16 protein-coding genes are annotated in these 18,163 nt (G+C 59.8%); 12 read left to right on the top strand and 4 right to left on the bottom strand.

Annotated features, from left to right (window positions below; genetic code table 11):
- The first annotated feature begins 121 nt into the window (after positions 1-121).
- The gene (locus ACR0MO_RS08055; protein WP_170622417.1) at positions 122-535 is read left to right on the top strand and encodes a VOC family protein; all 414 of its coding nucleotides are present in this window, start codon (positions 122-124) and stop codon (positions 533-535) included.
- Between the two features lie 11 nt (positions 536-546).
- Here the strand turns inward: ACR0MO_RS08055 and ACR0MO_RS08050 are convergent, their stop codons facing one another.
- Positions 547-1,737, bottom strand: a complete 1,191-nt coding sequence (locus ACR0MO_RS08050; protein ID WP_170622418.1) for a sterol desaturase family protein — start codon at positions 1,735-1,737, stop codon at positions 547-549.
- A 164-nt stretch (positions 1,738-1,901) separates the two neighbouring features.
- Between ACR0MO_RS08050 and ACR0MO_RS08045 the strand changes: the two genes are divergently transcribed.
- Positions 1,902-2,945, top strand: a complete 1,044-nt coding sequence (locus tag ACR0MO_RS08045; RefSeq protein ID WP_170622419.1) for a helix-turn-helix domain-containing protein — start codon at positions 1,902-1,904, stop codon at positions 2,943-2,945.
- Between the two features lie 31 nt (positions 2,946-2,976).
- Here the strand turns inward: ACR0MO_RS08045 and ACR0MO_RS08040 are convergent, their stop codons facing one another.
- Positions 2,977-4,500, bottom strand: a complete 1,524-nt coding sequence (locus ACR0MO_RS08040) for an ABC-F family ATP-binding cassette domain-containing protein (RefSeq protein ID WP_480890646.1) — start codon at positions 4,498-4,500, stop codon at positions 2,977-2,979.
- A 295-nt stretch (positions 4,501-4,795) separates the two neighbouring features.
- Here ACR0MO_RS08040 and ACR0MO_RS08035 point away from each other — a divergent pair, with 295 nt between their 5' ends.
- Positions 4,796-5,800 (top strand): hypothetical protein, encoded by a 1,005-nt coding sequence (locus ACR0MO_RS08035; RefSeq protein WP_480890644.1) that lies wholly within the window; start codon positions 4,796-4,798, stop codon positions 5,798-5,800.
- Here the strand turns inward: ACR0MO_RS08035 and ACR0MO_RS08030 are convergent.
- The gene (locus ACR0MO_RS08030; RefSeq protein ID WP_480873572.1) at positions 5,775-7,331 is read right to left on the bottom strand and encodes a winged helix-turn-helix domain-containing tetratricopeptide repeat protein; all 1,557 of its coding nucleotides are present in this window, start codon (positions 7,329-7,331) and stop codon (positions 5,775-5,777) included. The genes ACR0MO_RS08035 and ACR0MO_RS08030 overlap by 26 nt on opposite strands.
- A gap of 148 nt (positions 7,332-7,479) precedes the next feature.
- On the opposite strand from ACR0MO_RS08030, the gene ACR0MO_RS08025 reads away from it, so the two are divergent.
- The 4 genes from ACR0MO_RS08025 to ACR0MO_RS08010 all read left to right on the top strand — a co-directional run bounded on the left by ACR0MO_RS08025 (position 7,480) and on the right by ACR0MO_RS08010 (position 11,366).
- A complete protein-coding gene (locus ACR0MO_RS08025; protein WP_480890641.1) occupies positions 7,480-8,418 on the top strand; it encodes a homocysteine S-methyltransferase family protein in 939 nt (312 codons plus the stop codon).
- Positions 8,419-8,524: 106 nt separating this feature from the next.
- A complete protein-coding gene (locus ACR0MO_RS08020) occupies positions 8,525-9,160 on the top strand; it encodes a hypothetical protein (protein ID WP_480873569.1) in 636 nt (211 codons plus the stop codon).
- An 80-nt stretch (positions 9,161-9,240) separates the two neighbouring features.
- Positions 9,241-9,837, top strand: a complete 597-nt coding sequence (locus ACR0MO_RS08015; RefSeq protein ID WP_170622425.1) for a GNAT family N-acetyltransferase — start codon at positions 9,241-9,243, stop codon at positions 9,835-9,837.
- Positions 9,838-9,902: 65 nt separating this feature from the next.
- Complete coding sequence (locus ACR0MO_RS08010; RefSeq protein WP_480890639.1) at positions 9,903-11,366, top strand: cytochrome-c peroxidase; 1,464 nt, start codon at positions 9,903-9,905, stop codon at positions 11,364-11,366.
- 174 nt (positions 11,367-11,540) lie between these two features.
- Here the strand turns inward: ACR0MO_RS08010 and ACR0MO_RS08005 are convergent, their stop codons facing one another.
- On the bottom strand, positions 11,541-12,725 hold the full coding sequence (locus ACR0MO_RS08005) for a M24 family metallopeptidase (protein ID WP_170622426.1): 1,185 nt from the start codon (positions 12,723-12,725) through the stop codon (positions 11,541-11,543).
- Positions 12,726-12,809: 84 nt separating this feature from the next.
- Here ACR0MO_RS08005 and ACR0MO_RS08000 point away from each other — a divergent pair, with 84 nt between their 5' ends.
- From ACR0MO_RS08000 to ACR0MO_RS07980, 5 genes are all read left to right on the top strand, one after another.
- A complete protein-coding gene (locus ACR0MO_RS08000) occupies positions 12,810-13,853 on the top strand; it encodes a pyridoxal-phosphate dependent enzyme (protein WP_170622427.1) in 1,044 nt (347 codons plus the stop codon).
- Complete coding sequence (locus ACR0MO_RS07995; RefSeq protein WP_480707820.1) at positions 13,850-14,995, top strand: M24 family metallopeptidase; 1,146 nt, start codon at positions 13,850-13,852, stop codon at positions 14,993-14,995. Before ACR0MO_RS08000 ends, ACR0MO_RS07995 begins: the two co-directional genes overlap by 4 nt.
- Positions 14,992-15,702: a maleate cis-trans isomerase family protein gene (locus ACR0MO_RS07990; protein WP_480707821.1), complete on the top strand. Its 711-nt coding sequence runs from the start codon at positions 14,992-14,994 to the stop codon at positions 15,700-15,702. The genes ACR0MO_RS07995 and ACR0MO_RS07990 overlap by 4 nt, the downstream gene beginning before the upstream one ends.
- Positions 15,703-15,850: 148 nt before the next feature.
- A complete protein-coding gene (locus tag ACR0MO_RS07985; protein ID WP_170622665.1) occupies positions 15,851-16,939 on the top strand; it encodes an ABC transporter ATP-binding protein in 1,089 nt (362 codons plus the stop codon).
- Positions 16,940-17,043: 104 nt separating this feature from the next.
- The gene (locus ACR0MO_RS07980) at positions 17,044-18,135 is read left to right on the top strand and encodes an extracellular solute-binding protein (RefSeq protein WP_170622430.1); all 1,092 of its coding nucleotides are present in this window, start codon (positions 17,044-17,046) and stop codon (positions 18,133-18,135) included.
- The last annotated feature ends 28 nt before the right edge of the window (positions 18,136-18,163 follow it).

The raw sequence follows: 18,163 nt of genomic DNA, 5'->3' as shown, positions 1-18,163 counted from the left end.
GGCTTCGACAAAACCGTCCGGCACGCCCAAGTGCAAATCGCGGTGATTGTTCCAAGCTATGTACCCGTGGCGATAAAGATGCCGTAAGCTGGGGTCGAATGCCTGCAAGGGAACCTTCCGAATGATTGCCTATGTCACCATTGGTGTCGACGATATCGAACGGGCCGAGCGGTTTTATTCCGCGTTTCTGCCTGCCCTTGGATACTCGTTAGAAAGGTATCACGGGGACCTCAGCTATGCGCTGCCAGTGGAACCCGGCCAGCCCCCCTTGCCAGAGTTCTACGTCAAGTCACCGTTTGACGGACACCCCGCCTCGGCCGGGAACGGGACCATGGTCGCATTCGAGGCGCAAACCCAACGCCAGGTTCGCGATCTTCACGCGGCAGCCCTTGCAGCAGGGGGATCTGACGAAGGGCAGCCGGGGTTTCGCGAATCTTACGGCCCGCAATTCTATGTTGGCTACCTTCGGGACCCTCAGGGCAACAAGATCGCCTTGTTTTCCAGCAATCCGAATGAACCCAGGCGGGACGACTAGGCCGAGCGCAATCAGTCGCTGTGACGGGCAAGGATTTGCCCTAGGTAGCTTGTCGAATGCCATGTCTGGCTGGCACAGAATATCCCCGCACAGCCTTTCAGTTTCAAACTGTGCCCGGATGCAGCGCGAATGGATCCCCGAAACCGTCGCCCGGTTTCGGGGTCAAGCAACGCACCCCTCCAAACGGCCCCGTCCAGTGTAAGGTCGGTCAGGATCACATCGCCAATGCGCGCATGGGGGGTCTTGTCCTGGTCCCAGACCCAAACCAGACGACCGCATTTGGTGGTGGCCTCTGCCGTGCAGGGTTCAAACCTGACAATGACGCCCAGCCCCGGTGAGGCGTAGCTGCCAGAAAGCTCGAACGCATCTCCCCGGCCTGCCAGACACACACTGAAAATGACAAGGACCAGCGCCCCGGCTTTGAGGCGGTTCCCGGAGATCCGAGGGGCCGCCTTTGCGAACGCCTGCAGATAGTGCGGATGCTCGGTTTTCATCAGGCGATCCCACCACGAGAAGTAGAGGCCAAGATTGTAACCCGCATGGGCGTGGTGCAGATCGTGATGCGTCACCGTGGTCATCCAGCCAAAAACGGGGCGTCCTGTGGCTGTTGCGGGAAAGACCTCGACCCCGCAATGACCCACGGCATTTCGCAACATCATATGAGTCACAAAGATGAACAGCGCCACGGGATGTGCTGGGATCAGGATCAGTACCAAAGGCAGATAGGCGGCGTTCACCACGGCCTCGCCCAAATCAAAGCTGTAGGACGTGAACGGTGTCGGCTGATACGATCTGTGGTGCAGCCGGTGAAACCTCCGAAACAGAGGCGGATAGTGAAGGGCGCGATGGGTCCAGTAGAACCACGCATCGTGCAGGACGATCAGCAAGACTGTGCTGAGCAGGAAATAGCCCCACCCATAGGCCGCAACGTCCGGGTAGACTGTCATCAGGCCGGCTTTGGCCCCCAATGCGATTGACGTTCCGGCGGCGGCAAAGATCAAAACAGTGCGCAGGCTGGCCAGAACCTCTTGCCTGATCTGGCCTTTTGGCGGTTCCGTGGCTCTGATTTTCTGACCGCGCAGACGGCGGGACAGGAAAACGCTGATCACCAGATAGGTGCCGCCCGCGCCCACAACGTATCGCAGCAGGTCCGCGCCGAAGATATCGGCATAGATGGATGGTATTTCTGAAAGGGCTGTCATTGTTCGCTCCGTCATCAAAAGGGATATGGGCGGAACATGCGCGGGCGTGGTGAGCGCTGGCGCGCCGATTTCGAAACACGGCGCGGATTCTTCAGGATCGGTCAGGATTTTTCACAATCGGCAAGCCTGTGCCGTTGACCCGCGCGGGAAACCGGAATTTGCTTATGGCCACGATGCCGGACACAGCGATCTTTGATCTTTTCCTTCGGGGAAGCGCCTTCGGTGCGCTTGCGCTTTGCGCCCTGGTGTTTCTGACCAACGGCGCGCGGACGCGCAAAAGCGTGTCTGTTGCTTTGCTTTGTCTTGGCCTTGGCCCCTACCTTGTCCTGTCGTCCCCAAATATCGAGCTGGCCCCAGCCGCGCAGTCCGCGCTTATTATGGTGGCCTCGACCATCCCCGTTTTGGTGTACTGGGCCGCCATTGAACTGTTTCAGGACAGCGTTGGGATCAGGCCATGGCAGATTGTCATTGCCGCAATCCTTGTGGTCTCGGCCTGGCTGGCCCATCTGAACCTTCCCACAGGGGCTATCCGGGGTGCCTGCGCGTTGGTTCTTTTTGCGCATATCCTTGGCATTGTCATAAAGGGCGACGCGGATGATCTGGTGGCCACCCGCCGCCGGTTCCGGCGCTGGTTTCTGGCCTGGGTTCTGTGCCTCGGCATCATCATTACAGCGCTTGAGATCACGCAACTGGACCGTGCCCTGCCGCATTGGGTCTACATGTCCCAAGCGACGCTGATCTTTCTGTCGGCAGGCGCGTTCCTGCTGTGGTCGGTGCGATTGCGATCGGATATCTGGATCGTCCAGCCCGCCGGGCAACCAGAGGACGTGACGCTCAGCCCCGCGCAGGCCGCACTGATCGGGCGGATCGAAAAGACAATGTCAGACGGGCTGTGGCGCGAGGAAGGTCTGACCGTGACGCGAATGGCCGCCCATCTTGATACACCCGAGCACCGTATCCGGGCGGCCATCAATCAGGGCATGGGCCATCGGAACTTCCCCAGCTACGTCAACACCTTTCGCATTGACGAGGCTCGGAAACTGCTAATCGCGCCGGACATGGAGGACAGCACCGTGCTGAGCATCGCGTATGAAGTCGGGTTTTCGTCGCTTGGCCCGTTCAACCGGGCGTTCCGGGCCAGCACCGGCATGACACCGACCGAGTTCAGAAAACAATATGGCAAAGGCACCACCCCGGCCCCGGCTTAACGGCGGCGGAGCTTCCTTGCACGTCAATCTCCTAGCCCGTGTCGCCCGACATCTCGGCGTCCAAAAACGCTTCGGCGCTATCGACTTCCCTCAGCTTTCGGCCCTTGATCCACCAGAACCGGGTTCCGACAGTGCGGATGAACTGCCTGTCATGGCTGACCAGTAGACAGGTGGTATCCTGGGCGATCAACTCTGCCTCCAACAGTTCTTGCCCGGCGATGTCCAGGTGGTTCGTGGGCTCGTCCAGCAGATAGAAATTGGGATTCTCCAGCCGCAGGACCAGCATGGCCAGACGCGCTTTTTGCCCACCTGAAAGCTGATCGATCGGGCGGTCCTGCCGCGCAATCTCGATCCCTGCCCCGGCCAGAACCTGACGCGCGCGCCGGTCGCCAATGTCGGACCGGTGCGTGACAGCGATCATCGGCGTTGCCGCATCGTTCAATTGCTCAAAACTCTGACCTGAATAAGCCGGAATGATCGAGGATGCGCATCGGATCTGCCCCTCTTCACCAGTCAACGCACGCCGGACCGCCTGGATCAGCCGGGTTTTCCCGGCCCCGTTTGTGCCCAGCAAAACCACGCGGTCGCCCTTGGTGATCCATTTTTGACCGGTTCGGTACAAGGGCGCGCCATCGGGTTTGGTGATGGTCATATCCTCCAGTGACACCAGTGCCCTTGCATGGGTGCCGCTATTTGCCAGCCTGATTTGCCCCGCATCCTTTTCCTGATGTGCTGGCCTTGCCATCTCCTCAAGGCGTTCGGCACGTTCGGTCAGACGCTTTGTCTTGGTCAGCAACAGGTCCGAGCCCGAATTGATCCCGACATTCTTGAGTTTTGCCGCCTGGCGCCGCAATTGCCGCACCTTGTTCATGTCGTTGGAATACTGCCGCGCATCGGCCGTGTCCGCCACGTCCAATGCCTCCCGCGCTGCAGAAAACGGCAGGTTGAACACGCGCGAATGGTCCGGCCGGATAAACAGCGTCCTGTTCGTTGTTTCGTCCAGAAACGCCCGGTCATGCGAGGTCATCAAAATGGCGACACTGTGCGGCAGGGCTGCAAGCCAATCCTGCAACAAGGCGATCCGGCGCAAGTCCAGATGGTTGGTGGGTTCGTCCAGTAACAGAAGATCCGGCTGATTGACCCAAGCCGCGGCAAGCAGCGCCGTTCGCTGCCAGCCCCCGCTGAGTTCGGCCAAAGGGACCTGCTGAACCTCGAACGGCACCTGCAAATCCGCAAGGGCCACGTCGACTTTCCAGCTTTCATACTCTGCCACCTCGGGCGGCAGGTTGCGAAGAACCCAGTCATACAACGTAACCGACAGCGCCGCATCGGGGACATCTTGCGGAACATATCCGACGCGCAGCCCCCTGCTGCGCGTGATTTCGCCGGATGTTTGTTCGATCAGACCAGCAAGGCATTTCAAAAGCGTGGATTTACCACGGCCATTGGCTGCAATCAGGCCAATGCGGTCACCTTTTGAAATGGTCAGATCAAGGTTCTGAAAAAGAGGAGTCCCCAGCGTTACGCCAAGCGACTTGGTATTGAGAAGAGTCATAACGGTCTCGTGTCACAAGAAATGCGCCGCCACGCGGCTTTGGGCAGACCGTCAATCGGATAAGGATTTGGTCAGCCCTGCAAACGGATTTGCAGGGCAAAACAGGGACCATGCTGAAGTCGGCGTGTGATGCGCATGCTCAGCAATTGCCCTCCTCTTGTGACCGTTCAGACAGGGAAAGGTTAGCCGGGCTGAGGTGTTCAGGCAAGTCGCAGCGGACGTCTTGATCTTGCATTCTTGCTGAAACAGGGGTGATGTTCGGGTGCCTACGGCGTGATTGCGACAGGAGCAGGCAGTGGATTCGCGTTCAATCGTCCTGACAATCGGATTTGGTCTGGTCCTGATCAACACCATGCCGGTCTGGATTGGCGATCTGGCGTCAAATGCCCGTCTGTCTGACGCTCAGGCCGGGGGTATCGGCAGTCTTGTCCTGTTGTCCGCCGCTGTGGCCTGCGCCACTGCCAGACACGCAATCCGTGCCGGTCTGGCAAAGATCGGCGTGCCGGTGTGCCTTGTCTATCTGGCCCTCAGCCCGCCTTTGAACGCTGTCTTCACACTGGTCGCCTGCTGTATTCTCGGGCTGGCGATCGGGTCTTTGGCCGGGTTCGCGACACGCGGTTTGGGCAGTCTTGGCACAGGGCTTCGCGTTATCAGCACGGCGATGACAGTCGGGTTGGTGGTCTCACTGATCGTCTATCTGGTATTGCCAGTATTGGGTATTTCGTCCTTCTGGGTTCTGGCTGTGATCTCTCTCGGCCTGCTCGCTGCGCCGCTGCAGACATCACCCGCCGGGCAGCACGTCAACTGGCGCAGCATCCTCGCGGATGTGCCTGCCCGATACCTTCCCTTTTTCGTGCTGATGGGTGCATATTGGACCTATCTGGAGCTTTTCGGAGGCAGGTTCGAGGACGCGCAGAACCTGCCCTTCTGGCTGCTTTCCAGCCTTGTAACAGGCGCGTTGGGATCAATCCTTGCCTCGCAGGTGCCAGCAAACTGGCGCGGCAGGGCCCAATCGCTGTCGATGTTCGCGGCCGCGCTGATCGGGGCGCTGAGCTACGTGGCGCCAACCCTGTTCCTGTTCGGCCTGACAATACTCTTGAACGGGTTCGCCTTGTTTCTGTTCTTTCCCCTCTATTTGGGATCCGCCGGGGACCGGGCACCGGGGGCGATGGCCGGATACCTGCTTGGGTTCGCTATCGGAGGGGTGGCCGGGGCCGCGCAGGTCCATGCTGCGGGATACGCATCGCTTGCAGCCGCTATCCTGTTGTCCGGCATTATCGGCCTTCTGCCGCGCCGGTAATAGTCAACCCTGCTCTGCGCCAGCTTGATAAGGCCTGCTCGACAAGGTCCGAGTTCGCCTCCCACATCGCCAGTTCCTGAAAGACGCGGGTCTCGAAGTCCGGGAAAGCCTGTTTCAGGGCCAAAACCTCTTGCTGCGCCGCATCCAGATCGTCGAGGGCGACATACAGCCAGACAAGATGCGCATGGTACCAATAAAACCCCGGCATCGGGACTTTCTGAAGCTCGACCAAAGCCGCCTCGTTCAGTCCCAGTCTGGCGTATCTCCAGACCTTGGCGAAATGGTACCAGCCGGGATGTTCCGGGCTGATGTCCATGGCCCGGTCCAACAGCTGCAAGGCCTCATCTTCCCGGCCCAGAAATGCGTAGCAATGGCCGATTTCCGACAGCACATCCGAATGCCCCGGATTCAAGGCTAGCGCCTTTTGCGCCGCCTGATCAAAGGCGGCGACATCCATTGCGAACAACCGACACATAGCCAGTGCAACCCAGGCAAACGCATTGCGCGGGTCTGAGACAGTCGCCTTTTCTGCCGCCCCCGTCGCCAAGGCCAGGGCATCGATACCGGGCCTTTCGTTGACGTGATACCGAAACTCTTCCAGCAAGATGACAGAATAGGCCGCCCATCCGTCCGAGGCATCCGGGTGGCGATCCAATGCCTGCGGCAGTTCCTCGCGCAAACGGGCGTGCAATTCTATGTCGTAGGTGCGGTAAAACCGGCGAAACTCGGACACCAGACGAAACATCGTCCAACTGGAATGGGATGTTTCGGTTCGGATCTCTGCGGCGATCCTGTCGGCCACCGGCCCATGCGGGCCAGCAAGTCGGCCTGCGCAGGTCAAGGCGATCTTGTCCTGCACATCAAACAGCGACGCAACCGTGGCCTCGCTATCGAACTGATCGGTGACCACAATCGCGCCGGTTTCTGTCGATACCAGTTGCACGCTGACACGCAATCTGGCTTCGGTCTGACGAACGCTGCCTTCGATGACAAACTCTGCCCCATAACGGCGGCGGATCTCGTCATGATCCAGTTGCGCAGCCTGAATGGCGTCTGCGGTGGTGCGGGACAACACTTTGAAGTCCCGGAACCGGGACAGGCTTGCAATGATTTCATCCGTAATCCCGTCGCAGATGAACTGGGCCTCTGCATCCCGGCTTGTGTTCTTGAAGGCCAAAACAACCAGACAGGGGACAGCCGGTTCAGGTCTGCCGCCCTCAGTCACCGGGGCGGGATCAAGGGCCATTCGGAAGCCCACACCATGAACCGTCTTGATGACCCGCTGCGCCGTGCCGCTGTCCCCGACCGCGCGCCGCGCTTCTTTTATGGCGGTCGAAAGGGTGGCGTCCGTGACAATGCGATCCCCCCAGACCCTGAGAATCAGGTCATCCTTGCTGACGACAGCTCCGCCAGCCTCAAAAAGCGTGCGCAATATCCCAAGCGACTGCCGGGTCAGCCTTAGGGTCTGACCGCCATGGGTGGCCGTCACCTGATCAAAATCGATCTCGGCATCTGAAATCCGGACTTTCATGACCTCACACTAGCTGCACTGCAAAGCCACGCAAAGCCTCAGACGTTCTCAGGGTTTTCTCAGGTTTGCCTCAAGCCCGCATTGCGCCGCCGGGGTAGCACATCCTCATCACTGAACGAAGACACCCCATTCTCAGGAGGGAGGAAAGATGAAATACCGAAACGCTCTGCCGCAATTGTCCGGACATTCGATGATCACCGATGGTGGGTTAGAGACCTTTCTGATCTTCCAGAAAGGGATCGACCTGCCGCTGTTTGCCTCTTTCAAGGCGCTGGAGACCGAAGAGGGCGTCGCCGCCCTGGACGCCTACATGATGCAGTTCGCCGAGATGGCCGTCGCGGAAAAACGCGGATTTGTCATGGACACTCCGACCTGGCGCGCCAGTGCCCGTTGGGCCGCCGAACTGGGCATCAGCCATGACACGTTGCGCGCGGTACACCGGGAAGCCATCTGCAACCTCAGCAAGCTACGCGACCGGATGGAAATCGAAGGTCAATCCCCCTTTGTCATCAATGGCGTCCTTGGCCCGCAGGATGATGGATACGCGCCGACGCGCATTCTGACACCGGATCAGGCCCAGGCCTACCATGACGCGCAGGTCGGTTGGTTCGAAGAATTCGGGGCCGATATGGTCTCGGCCATCACGATGACCTACTCGGCCGAGGCTTTGGGCATCGCACGGGCCGCCAAGACACGGGGCATTCCGGTGGCCATCGCCTTCACGCTTGAAACCGACGGGCTGTTGCCCTCGGGCGAGACCTTGCAGCAAGCGATCGAGGTGGTTGATGCAGGTACCGACGCCTACCCTGCTTACTACATGATTAATTGCGCCCACCCGGACCATTTCACCCATGTTTTGAACGGCGGCTGGACCCGGCGGATCATGGGCCTGCGTGCCAACGCGTCACGGCAAAGCCACGCCGAGCTGGATGCTGCCGAGACGCTGGATGACGGCAACCCGGCCGAGCTTGGGGCGCTTTATGCAGGACTGTCGGCGATGCTGCCGAACCTGACCGTCATGGGCGGATGCTGCGGCACGGACCACCGCCATGTCTCTGCGATCTGCAAGGCAACGGAACCCGCCTGAGATCGCCCAACCCTTCGGGCTTTTGGCCCTGACCAGATCGTCGCCTGCGGACAGGTCCGCGGGCGGGTGATGACCCATTGAAATCTGAAACTGAAAGGAAAATTCAATGTCCAAATCAATTCTCTCAATGCTCGCCATTCTGGCGTCCACCGGAATGGCCTATGCGCAAGAGCCGCTGATGGCGTTCGATGTGGCCGAAGATCACACGCGGATCTTCATGGCGGCGGACCCTGTGCACGAAAACGGGATGCCAGCCCATGGCAACGCATTCGTAAGCCAGGGTTACATCTACCCCGCCGGCACGCTCAGCGATCAGACCAAGGGCGTCAATCAGGATGGCAGCCCGGCCTTTCCCGGACTGGTTCTGGGGACCTGGACCTGTGATGGGTACTTTGTTGGCGAAGGCGGCAACGCGACCTCGGGTGTCTGGGTCATCAGCCGGCAGGTTTTTGAATTCAACGACGGGGACACAGTCATCACGCAAGGCCCCGAAATCGCTGATATCGGCAAGGAAAACCTGCGCCCGGTCACCGGATCGACAGGCGAATTTGTCGGGATTGAGGGCGGGCTGGTTCAAACCACCCTGGGCTTCAACGAATTCATGGCCATCAACGCGACTTTCAAGTTTGAAACCGCCGAGAAGGATCACGCCTCTTACAAGGTCGATGACGGTGACTTTCTGGAATGGGACTCGGGCGTGCCCGTTGGCCCGATCGAGTTCACAGCCGACGCCAATTCCTGATCGCACTTAGCAGCGCCATGCCCGGTATCCGACCGGGCATGGTGCCTTGTGCAAATTCATCCAATTCACGCGTGGACGTTATGAAAGACACAACACTCCCTGAAATTCGACCTGCGTCCAGAAACGACGCAAAAGACCTTGCCAAGCTGATCGACATTGCAGGCGAGGGTATCCCCTCATGGCTGTGGGCAAAGTCAGTGGCCCCCGGACAAACCGTGCTCGACGTCGGCATGGCGCGGGCGCAACGCACCAGCGGCGGCTTTTCCTATACCAACGCTATTCTCGCCCGGAACCAGAACCACGTGTTGGGCATGGCGTTGACCTATCCGATTGAAACGGTGCCCGAAGGAAACATCGCGGACCTTCCGGATCCGATCAAACCCTTCGTCGAGCTTGAGGCGCTGTCGACCGGGACATGGTTTGTCAACGCGCTGGCCGTCTACGCCTCGGCCCGAAACCGGGGCATCGGAAGCGCGCTACTGGCCGAGGTCGAGAACACTGCCCGCCGGGCCGGGTACCAAAAGCTGAGCATTCAGGTCTATGGCCAAAATACCGGCGCGCTGCGGCTGTATCGCAGGCTTGGCTTTGAACCGGTCGCGCAGGCGCCCGTGCGGAACCACCCTTGCCAGCCCTACTACACCGGCGACGTCGTCTTGCTGATCCGCAACCTGCCCTGACCTGCCGTTTGACCGGGTCTGCACCCGCCCAGTGCTTGCCCCAGCCTTTTCAGGAGTTGAAAACAATGCACATCAGTTTGAGATCTTTGATTGTGACGCCCTTATTGGGCGTCATGCTCTCAACCTTCGCCCTGCCGCAGGTTTCCTGGGCCGAGCATTGGTTGCCCTTGCCCGATCCGCTGGAGGACACGGATTTCCTGTATGACGGTGCACCCTCGGACACGTTGGTCGAGTTGGGCCGCAACCTGTTTTTCGACCCGATCCTGTCCGGAAACAAGAACATATCCTGTGGCACCTGCCATGACCCCAGCCTGGGGTCGGGGGATGGTTTGGCCTTGGGCATTGGCGAAGGCGGTACAGGGACCGGGGCGCATCGCGTCACACATGATGCCGTCAACGGGCGCATTCCGCGCAACGCTCAGGCGCTTTGGAACATCGGGGCACGGGCCTACACAAGCATGTTTCACGATGGGCGGGTCGAGGCGATGGGCGCAACCATTCGAAACCCGGCCGGATCAGCCCTTCCGCCTGATCTGAGCAGCGTTCTGGCGGCTCAGGCGTTTTTCCCGGTGACATCGCCATTGGAAATGGCCGGTCAGTATGGCGAGAACCCAGTCGCCGATGCCGCAGCAACCGAGGACAGGGCGACAGTCTGGGCGCTGCTTGCAAAGACGGTTTCCGAAATTCCCGCATATGTCGCCCTTTTTGATGCCGCCTTTCACGAGATCAGGCAGCCATCAGACATTACCTACGCGCATATTGCCGAAGCACTTGCAGCCTTTCAGACCGTGGCTTTTCGATCTGACAACAGCCCGTTTGATCTGGTGTTGCGGACAGGGGATATGTCGCATCTGTCCCACGATGCGCAGGCAGGTCTGCAGCTGTTTTACGGCAAGGCGGGCTGTTCCGGCTGCCACAGCGGGCCGCTTTTGACCGATCATGGTTTTCACGCCATTGCCATGCCGCAGATTGGGCCCGGCAAGGGCCACGGGGCGGATCTGGAATACTGGCGCGAGACCGGGTTCTTTGCCCGAACCGAGGATGAGGGCCGATACAGGGTCAGCAAACGCGGCAAAGATCTGTTTGCGTTTCGTACCCCGTCTTTGCGAAACGTCGCGATTACAGGTCCGTGGGGGCATAGCGGCGCGTATGACACGCTTGAAGACGTCATCCGTCACCACATTGACCCGGTCGGCAGCCTGAACCGCTATGGTCTAAAACCCGATATCTTGCCTGAACTGAAACATGTCCAACGGCTTTCGGCGCGTGGGTCGGCCTTGAGTTTCACCGCAGTCGAACCCGACCGCCGGGGCGCTTTCGATACCCGCGATGGCTGGGTTCTTGAATCCCCCAACCTGAAAGCACGCATCGCCGCCGCGAACCAGCTCGAGCCGCGCCCCGATCTGACAGATCGCGACGTTGCGCATCTTGTGGCCTTTCTGAACGCGTTGACGGATCCAGCCACGAACACCCTGCGCCACTGGGTGCCCGATGACGTACCCTCGGGGCTTGATCCGCAGCCAAACTAGGTTGGAATTGGGGTTGCCGCACCCGGTCGGATCGAGACGGACCGAGATGCCATTCTGAAACAGCACCTTCGGGCTTTCGGATACCGCAATGCTGGTGAATCTGGCTCGTTCCGAGGTGTCAGCAGGTGCCCTTGGCGTCTCATGTTGAGGCTCAGCAAGATGCGACCAAAGACGTCAGGGCTTTACGAACAGTTTCCGGGGGCGGTTGCAAAAACACTCTGCCGGGCCGGACTCGCGGATCAGAATGGATTCAGTGATCTCCAGACCCCAATCCTGCATCCACAGGCCCGGCATGAAGTGGAAGGTCATTCCGGGTTCCAGGATGGTCTCGTCCTCATCCCTCAGGGAAATTGTCCGCTCGCCCCAATCCGGCGGGTAACTCAGGCCAATCGGATAGCCGCACCGCGCGCCGCGTTCGATCCCGGCGCGCTCCAGAGGGGCTGCCAGAGCGGCTGCAATATCCCGCGCCCGGTTGCCGGCGCGCGCCGCGTCCAGCCCGGCCTCCAACCCTTCGACCAGCGCCGCTTCGGCCCGTTTCATCTGCTCCGGAGGCTCACCCAGAAAGACCGAGCGGCAGAATGGGGCGTGGTAGCGCCGGTAACACCCTGACAGTTCAAAGAACGTGCATTCACCAGATTTGAACACGTCACCGTTCCAGGTCAGATGCGGCGCAGCTGCATCCGATCCGGACGGCAACAGCGGCACAATCGCAGCGTAATCGCCCCAATCCTCTCCAACCCCGGTGATCGCGTCGTGATAGATCTGCGCGACCAGTTCATTCTTACGCAGGCCCGGTTCGACCCTGTCCAGCACCCCATCGACGATATGCTCGGAAATCCGCGCCGCCTTGCGCATCAGGGCGATTTCTTCGCCGGATTTAACCGCCCGCTGCCAGTTCACCAAGGCGGTGGCATCCACAAAACTTGCGTTGGGCAGTTCGGCTTCTAGGGTCTGATGGGCCTTGGCCGAGTAGTAGTAATTGTCCATCTCGACACCGATACGGCTTGTACCATGACCGAACCGGGCGATGACCTGCGCCAGATCCTGCATCGGATGACGGGTTGTGGATTGCACAAAGTGATCGGCATATCCCAGAATGCGATCATCCCCCATCCACACCGTCCGCAGTGCGCCATTGCTGTCTTGCTGCCGCCCCCACCAGACCGGATCTGCATCGAGGAAGACCAGCACCCCCTGATGCACATAGAAGGACCACCCCTCATACCCTGTCAGCCAGGCCATGTTGGACGGGTCCTGAACGAACAGACAATCCAGACCTTTCGCCGCCATCGCGTTTCGGGTCTTGGCAAGACGACGGTCATATTCAGCTTGAGTGAACGCAGGGTCAGAATGAGTCATCGCCACCTCGGGTTATGAAACAGTTTGCGTTGACACAACCGCACCAAATGGCTCAGGTCAACGCAACGAAACGTCGGAGGTCCCATGCACACTGTCAACAACCCGCATCGGGGGGGTCAGAAACTGGCACCATCCGCCCCTTATCCATCGACAGATGCGGCGCGCGTGGCCGATTTGTTGGCGCAATGCCCCGCCGCTAGGGAAACGCCATTGGTCGAGGTTTCAGGGCTGGCACCGGTCGCGCGCCTGTGGGTCAAGGATGAACGCGGGCGGATGAATTTGGGATCGTTCAAGGCGCTTGGTGCGGCTTATGTGATCGCCCGGCATGCTGCCGAAGAAAAAGGCAAGCCGGACGCGACGACATTGCAGGGGCGTACTTACGTGACCGCCAGTGCAGGCAATCACGGGATGAGTGTCGCAGCCGGAGCCAGAATGTTCGGCGCAAAGGCTGTCGTCTACATTGCCGACACGGTGCCCGAAACCTTTGCCGACCGCCTGCGCGCGCAGAATGCGCAGGTTGTGCGCGAAGGCACGGACTATGCCGCCAGCATGGACGGCGCAAGCACGGCTGCCCGCGACAACGGCTGGATCCTGCTGTCCGACAGTTCGTGGGAGGGGTATTTCGATCTCCCCCACACGTTGATGGAGGGGTATTTGCAGATGGCCGCCGAAGCAGCAGAGCAATGCCCCGAGCCCCCGACTCATATCCTGCTGCAGGCAGGCGTCGGCGGGCTGGCCGGGGCGGTCGCGGCGTATGCGCGTACCGTTTGGGGAAACGCGCCGAAGATCGTCGTGGTCGAGCCCGAGGATGCGCCCGCCCTTCAGGCCAGCATTTCAGCAGGCGAATGCGTTTTCGCCGATGGTCCGGACAGCGTCATGGGGCGGCTGGACTGCAAGGAACCCTCGCTGATCGCGCTGAACGGGTTGGCCCGCGATGCGGATCAGTTCCTAACCCTTCGCGATGACGAAGTGACGACACATCTGGATGCGATGGAGGATGCGGGGCTGGCAACAACGGCCTCGGGCGGCGCCGGGGTTGCTGCCGTGATGAGCGCCGAGGCTCGGGCCGCAATAGGGATCGACGAAAACGCGCGCGTTCTCTGCATCCTGTCCGAGGTCGCGGAATGAGGGGGTTTGACCCGACCGAGTTTCAGGCCCGAACCGAACGCGCCCAACGACTGATGGATCAGGCGGGCTTGTCGGCGCTGCTTTTGACCACGGAAACAGATGTGCGGTATTTCACCGGCTTCCTGACCCGGTTCTGGGAAAGCCCGACGCGGCCCTGGTTTCTGATTGTGCCTGCCAGCGGCAAACCGGTTGCGGTGATCCCATCGATCGGCGCGGCCTTGATGGCACAGAGCTGGATCGACGATATCCGCACGTGGTCCTCACCGGATTTACAGGATGATGGCGTCTCGCTTCTGGTTGACGCGCTGACCGAACTGGCCCCTTCGAACGGTGTCATAGGCCTGCCGGATGGGCATGAGACCCACGCCCGAATGCCGCTGGCCGATCTGGAGCGGGTGCGTCGGGCCATCACTCCGCGCAGCCTGTCCGGCGATCATGGCATCCTGCGCCAGTTGCGCATGGTCAAATCTGCCGCGGAAATCACCAAGCTTGAAACCGCTTGCGGGATCGCCGGGCGCGCCTTTGCCCGCGTCCCGGAAATCGCGCGTGAAGGCGTGGCGCTGGATGAGGTGTTTCGCAAGTTCCAGATGCTCTGTCTGGAGGAAGGCGCGGATTGGGTTCCCTACCTTGCCGGGGGCGCAGAGCAAGGCGGATATAGCGATGTGATCTCGCCAGCCAGTCCCACCCCGCTGGCCAAAGGCGATGTGCTGATGCTGGACACCGGGCTGGTCTGGGACGGGTATTTCTCGGATTTCGACCGCAACTGGTCAGTCGGTCCGGCAACGCCCGCTGTCCGCGCGGCCCATGCGCGGCTGATCGAAGCCTCGGACGCGGCGTTTCAGATCGCCCGACCCGGTGCCACCGCATCGGATCTGTTCCATGCCATGAACACCATTCTGACCGCAGATAGCGAAGGAACCGACGCCGGGCGGTTGGGCCACGGGCTGGGCATGTCGCTGACCGAATGGCCCTCGCTCATCCCGACGGATCATACGGTGCTGGAACCCGGAATGGTTCTGACGCTGGAGCCCGGCATCGCCGTGGCGGACAAGATACTGGTGCACGAGGAAAACATCGTGATCACCGAAGATGCACCGCGTTTCATCAGCCCCCGCAAAGGGCCGGAGGTGGCCCAGCTATGACACCTATCCCCTACACTCTGGACGCTGACGATCCGGCCGCCTCACCGATGGGCCTGATCGTGCTGCAAACCGACGAAACGCTTGAGCCCGAGTTCAGCGACTACTTTTCGGACCGGAAATATCCGATCTACGTCACCCGCATTCCCAGCGGAATCCAAGTGACGACCGGCACGCTGGCCGAGATGGAAAACGCCCTGCCCGCCGCTGCCGATTTATTGCCCAAGGCGCGGCCATACAAAGTTGTCGGCTATGGCTGCACCTCGGCCAGTTCGGTGATTGGATCAGACCGTGTTGCCCAAATGGTCAAGAAGACCTGCAACACGGCCGAAGTGACAAACCCGTTGCGGGCTGCCGTGGCCTGCGCCGCGAATCACGGTGTTTCGAAATTCGCGCTTCTGTCTCCTTATATTGAGGAAGTGAACATTCCCCTGCGGCGCACTTTTGCTGAAAACGGAATCTCGACCGATGTTTTTGGCACATTCGGCGAATCAGAAGAGGCAAAGGTTGTGCGGATTTCCAATGATTCGGTTGTCTCGGCAGCCGTTGAATTGGGGTCGGATCCACAAGTGGATGCTGTTTTCTTAAGCTGTACCAACCTCAAAACTTTGTCAGCACTGCCGGAAATACGGGCGCGGCTTGGAAAGCCTGTATTATCAAGCAATCAAAGCCTTGCGTGGCACATGCGGCGCCTGAATTCCGTCAATTGAATTGTCAATTCGAGACCCCAGGAACAAAAAACGACATTCCTTGTTGCAAAACGTATTCGGCTTGGTCTTAATTCATGCGGACAGATCAATGAAATCCGGAAAAGCCGGATAATCATTTGACGAAACAGGGGGTCTTGTGACCGAAGCAATGAACGACGCCGCGTTTGTCGAATTTCAACGCGTTCAAAAGTCTTATGATGGCGAAATCCTCGTCGTTAAAGACCTCAATCTGGCACTGCCAAAAGGCGAATTTCTGACCATGCTCGGGCCGTCGGGCTCTGGCAAGACCACATGCCTTATGATGTTGGCCGGGTTCGAAACTGCCACCCATGGCGAGATTTTGCTGGACGGCAAACCCATCAACAACATTCCACCGCACAAGCGCGGAATTGGCATGGTGTTCCAGAACTACGCGCTGTTCCCGCACATGACCGTGGCCGAGAACCTCTCGTTCCCACTGGAAGTGCGCAAGCTGGGCAAATCCGAACGTGAGGCCAAGGTCAAACGTGCGCTGGACATGGTTCAGATGGGTGCCTTTGGCGGTCGCCGCCCGGCGCAACTGTCCGGTGGTCAGCAACAGCGGATCGCTCTGGCGCGCGCGCTGGTGTTCGAGCCCGAACTGGTTCTGATGGACGAACCGCTGGGCGCGTTGGACAAGCAGCTGCGCGAGCATATGCAGTTCGAGATCACGCGCCTTGCGCATGAGCTGGGCATTACCACCGTCTACGTAACCCACGACCAGACCGAAGCGCTGACTATGTCAGACCGGGTCGCGGTGTTTGACGATGGCCGCATTCAGCAGCTCGCCCCGCCGGATCAACTGTATGAAGAGCCGGAAAACAGCTTTGTTGCGCAGTTCATTGGCGAGAACAACACGCTGGAAGGCGTGGTCAAGTCAATCGAAGGCGACACCTGCCTGATCCAGTTGGACGACGGCTCGGAAATCGATGCTGTGCCGATCAACGTGCACAATCCGGGCGAACGGACCAAGGTGTCGATCCGGCCCGAGCGGGTCGAGTTCAACAAGGACCGTCTGCATGCCGACGCGCATACGCTGAAAGCGACGGTCAAGGAATTCATCTATATGGGCGATGTCTTCCGCTTCCGCATGTCGGTTGCCGGAAACGACGATTTTATCGTCAAAACACGGAACGCCCCCGACGCCATTCGCCTGCAGGCCGGTCAGGAGATCGAGATCGGCTGGCTGGCACAGGATTGTCGTGCGCTCGACGCATAGACCAAGCCGCGCAAAACAAGCGGATCTATACGAGAGGGACCGGCTGATGAAGACCCGTGCATCAGCTGACCACATACATAAACGGGATGAACTGGGAGTTACACATGAAAGCAACCAAAACCCTTCTGACTACTGCCGCCGTTGCAATCGCTGCGGGCGGCGTGTCCGCGCAGGAAATGACGATCGTTTCCTGGGGTGGCGCATATTCCAAGTCGCAGCTTAAGGCATATCACGAGCCCTATTCGGAAAAGACCGGCGTCACCATTCTGAACGATGACAGCTCGGCCGAAGCGGTTGCCAAACTGCGCGCGATGAACGAAGCGGGCAACATCACATGGGATGTGGTCGATGTTGTTGCCGCCGATGCGATCCGTCTGTGCGACGAAGGTCTGGCGATGGAAATCGACCCTGACACCATGCTGGCCCCTGCCCCCGATGGCACGCCCGCGTCCGAAGACTTTGGCGACCTGCTGGTCAGCGACTGCTTTATCCCGCAGATCGTTTATTCGACCACATTCGGCTACCGCACCGATCTGGTTGGTGACACACCGCCCACCGATGTCTGCGCCGTATTTGATCTGGAAGCCTATCCGGGCAAACGCTCGCTGGAGAAGCGTCCGATCAACAACATGGAATGGGCCCTGATCTGCGATGGCGTTGCGAAAGACGATGTCTATGACGTTCTGGCAACACCGGAAGGTCAGGACCAGGCGCTGGCCAAGCTGGACACCATCAAGGACAGCGTTGTCTGGTGGTCAGCCGGTGCTGACACGCCGCAGCTGCTGGCGGATGGCGAGGTTATCATGGGCTCGACCTATAACGGTCGTCTGTTCAGCGTGATCGAAGAGCAGAACCAGCCCGTCGCCATGCTGTGGGACGCGCAGGTGTTCGATCTGGACGGATGGATCATCCCGGCTGGTCTGAGCGAAGAGCGTCAGAAGCAGGCGCTGGACTACATCATGTTCGCCACCGACACTCAGCGTCTGGCGGATCAGGCCAAGTGGATTTCGTACGGTCCGGCCCGCGCCTCGTCGGCTCCGCTGGTGGGTCAGCATGCCGATCTGGGCATCGACATGGCACCGCACATGCCGACCGATCCGGAAAACGCAAAGAACACGTTCCTGTATAACTACGAGTTCTGGGCGGACTACCGCGACGACATCGACGCCAAATTCCAGGCGTGGCTGGCACAATAAGCCGGACCTGACGACATAGGATTGTCGG

The sequence above is a fragment of the Ruegeria sp. K5 genome (genome assembly GCF_056531805.1).
The sequence above is the reverse complement of the archived record's forward strand: the minus strand, read 5'-3'. Positions and strand labels throughout refer to the sequence as shown.

Coding starts and splice junctions, on each gene's coding strand:
- ACR0MO_RS08025 (WP_480890641.1), top strand. CDS start 7,480: ATGAAATACCGAAACGCTCTGCCGCAATTGTCCGGACATTCGATGATC.
- ACR0MO_RS08010 (WP_480890639.1), top strand. CDS start 9,903: ATGCACATCAGTTTGAGATCTTTGATTGTGACGCCCTTATTGGGCGTC.
- ACR0MO_RS08005 (WP_170622426.1), bottom strand. CDS start 12,725: ATGACTCATTCTGACCCTGCGTTCACTCAAGCTGAATATGACCGTCGT.
- ACR0MO_RS08000 (WP_170622427.1), top strand. CDS start 12,810: ATGCACACTGTCAACAACCCGCATCGGGGGGGTCAGAAACTGGCACCA.
- ACR0MO_RS08015 (WP_170622425.1), top strand. CDS start 9,241: ATGAAAGACACAACACTCCCTGAAATTCGACCTGCGTCCAGAAACGAC.
- ACR0MO_RS08050 (WP_170622418.1), bottom strand. CDS start 1,737: ATGACAGCCCTTTCAGAAATACCATCCATCTATGCCGATATCTTCGGC.
- ACR0MO_RS08040 (WP_480890646.1), bottom strand. CDS start 4,500: ATGACTCTTCTCAATACCAAGTCGCTTGGCGTAACGCTGGGGACTCCT.
- ACR0MO_RS07980 (WP_170622430.1), top strand. CDS start 17,044: ATGAAAGCAACCAAAACCCTTCTGACTACTGCCGCCGTTGCAATCGCT.
- ACR0MO_RS08055 (WP_170622417.1), top strand. CDS start 122: ATGATTGCCTATGTCACCATTGGTGTCGACGATATCGAACGGGCCGAG.
- ACR0MO_RS08020 (WP_480873569.1), top strand. CDS start 8,525: ATGTCCAAATCAATTCTCTCAATGCTCGCCATTCTGGCGTCCACCGGA.
- ACR0MO_RS08045 (WP_170622419.1), top strand. CDS start 1,902: ATGGCCACGATGCCGGACACAGCGATCTTTGATCTTTTCCTTCGGGGA.
- ACR0MO_RS07995 (WP_480707820.1), top strand. CDS start 13,850: ATGAGGGGGTTTGACCCGACCGAGTTTCAGGCCCGAACCGAACGCGCC.
- ACR0MO_RS07985 (WP_170622665.1), top strand. CDS start 15,851: ATGAACGACGCCGCGTTTGTCGAATTTCAACGCGTTCAAAAGTCTTAT.
- ACR0MO_RS08030 (WP_480873572.1), bottom strand. CDS start 7,331: ATGAAAGTCCGGATTTCAGATGCCGAGATCGATTTTGATCAGGTGACG.
- ACR0MO_RS07990 (WP_480707821.1), top strand. CDS start 14,992: ATGACACCTATCCCCTACACTCTGGACGCTGACGATCCGGCCGCCTCA.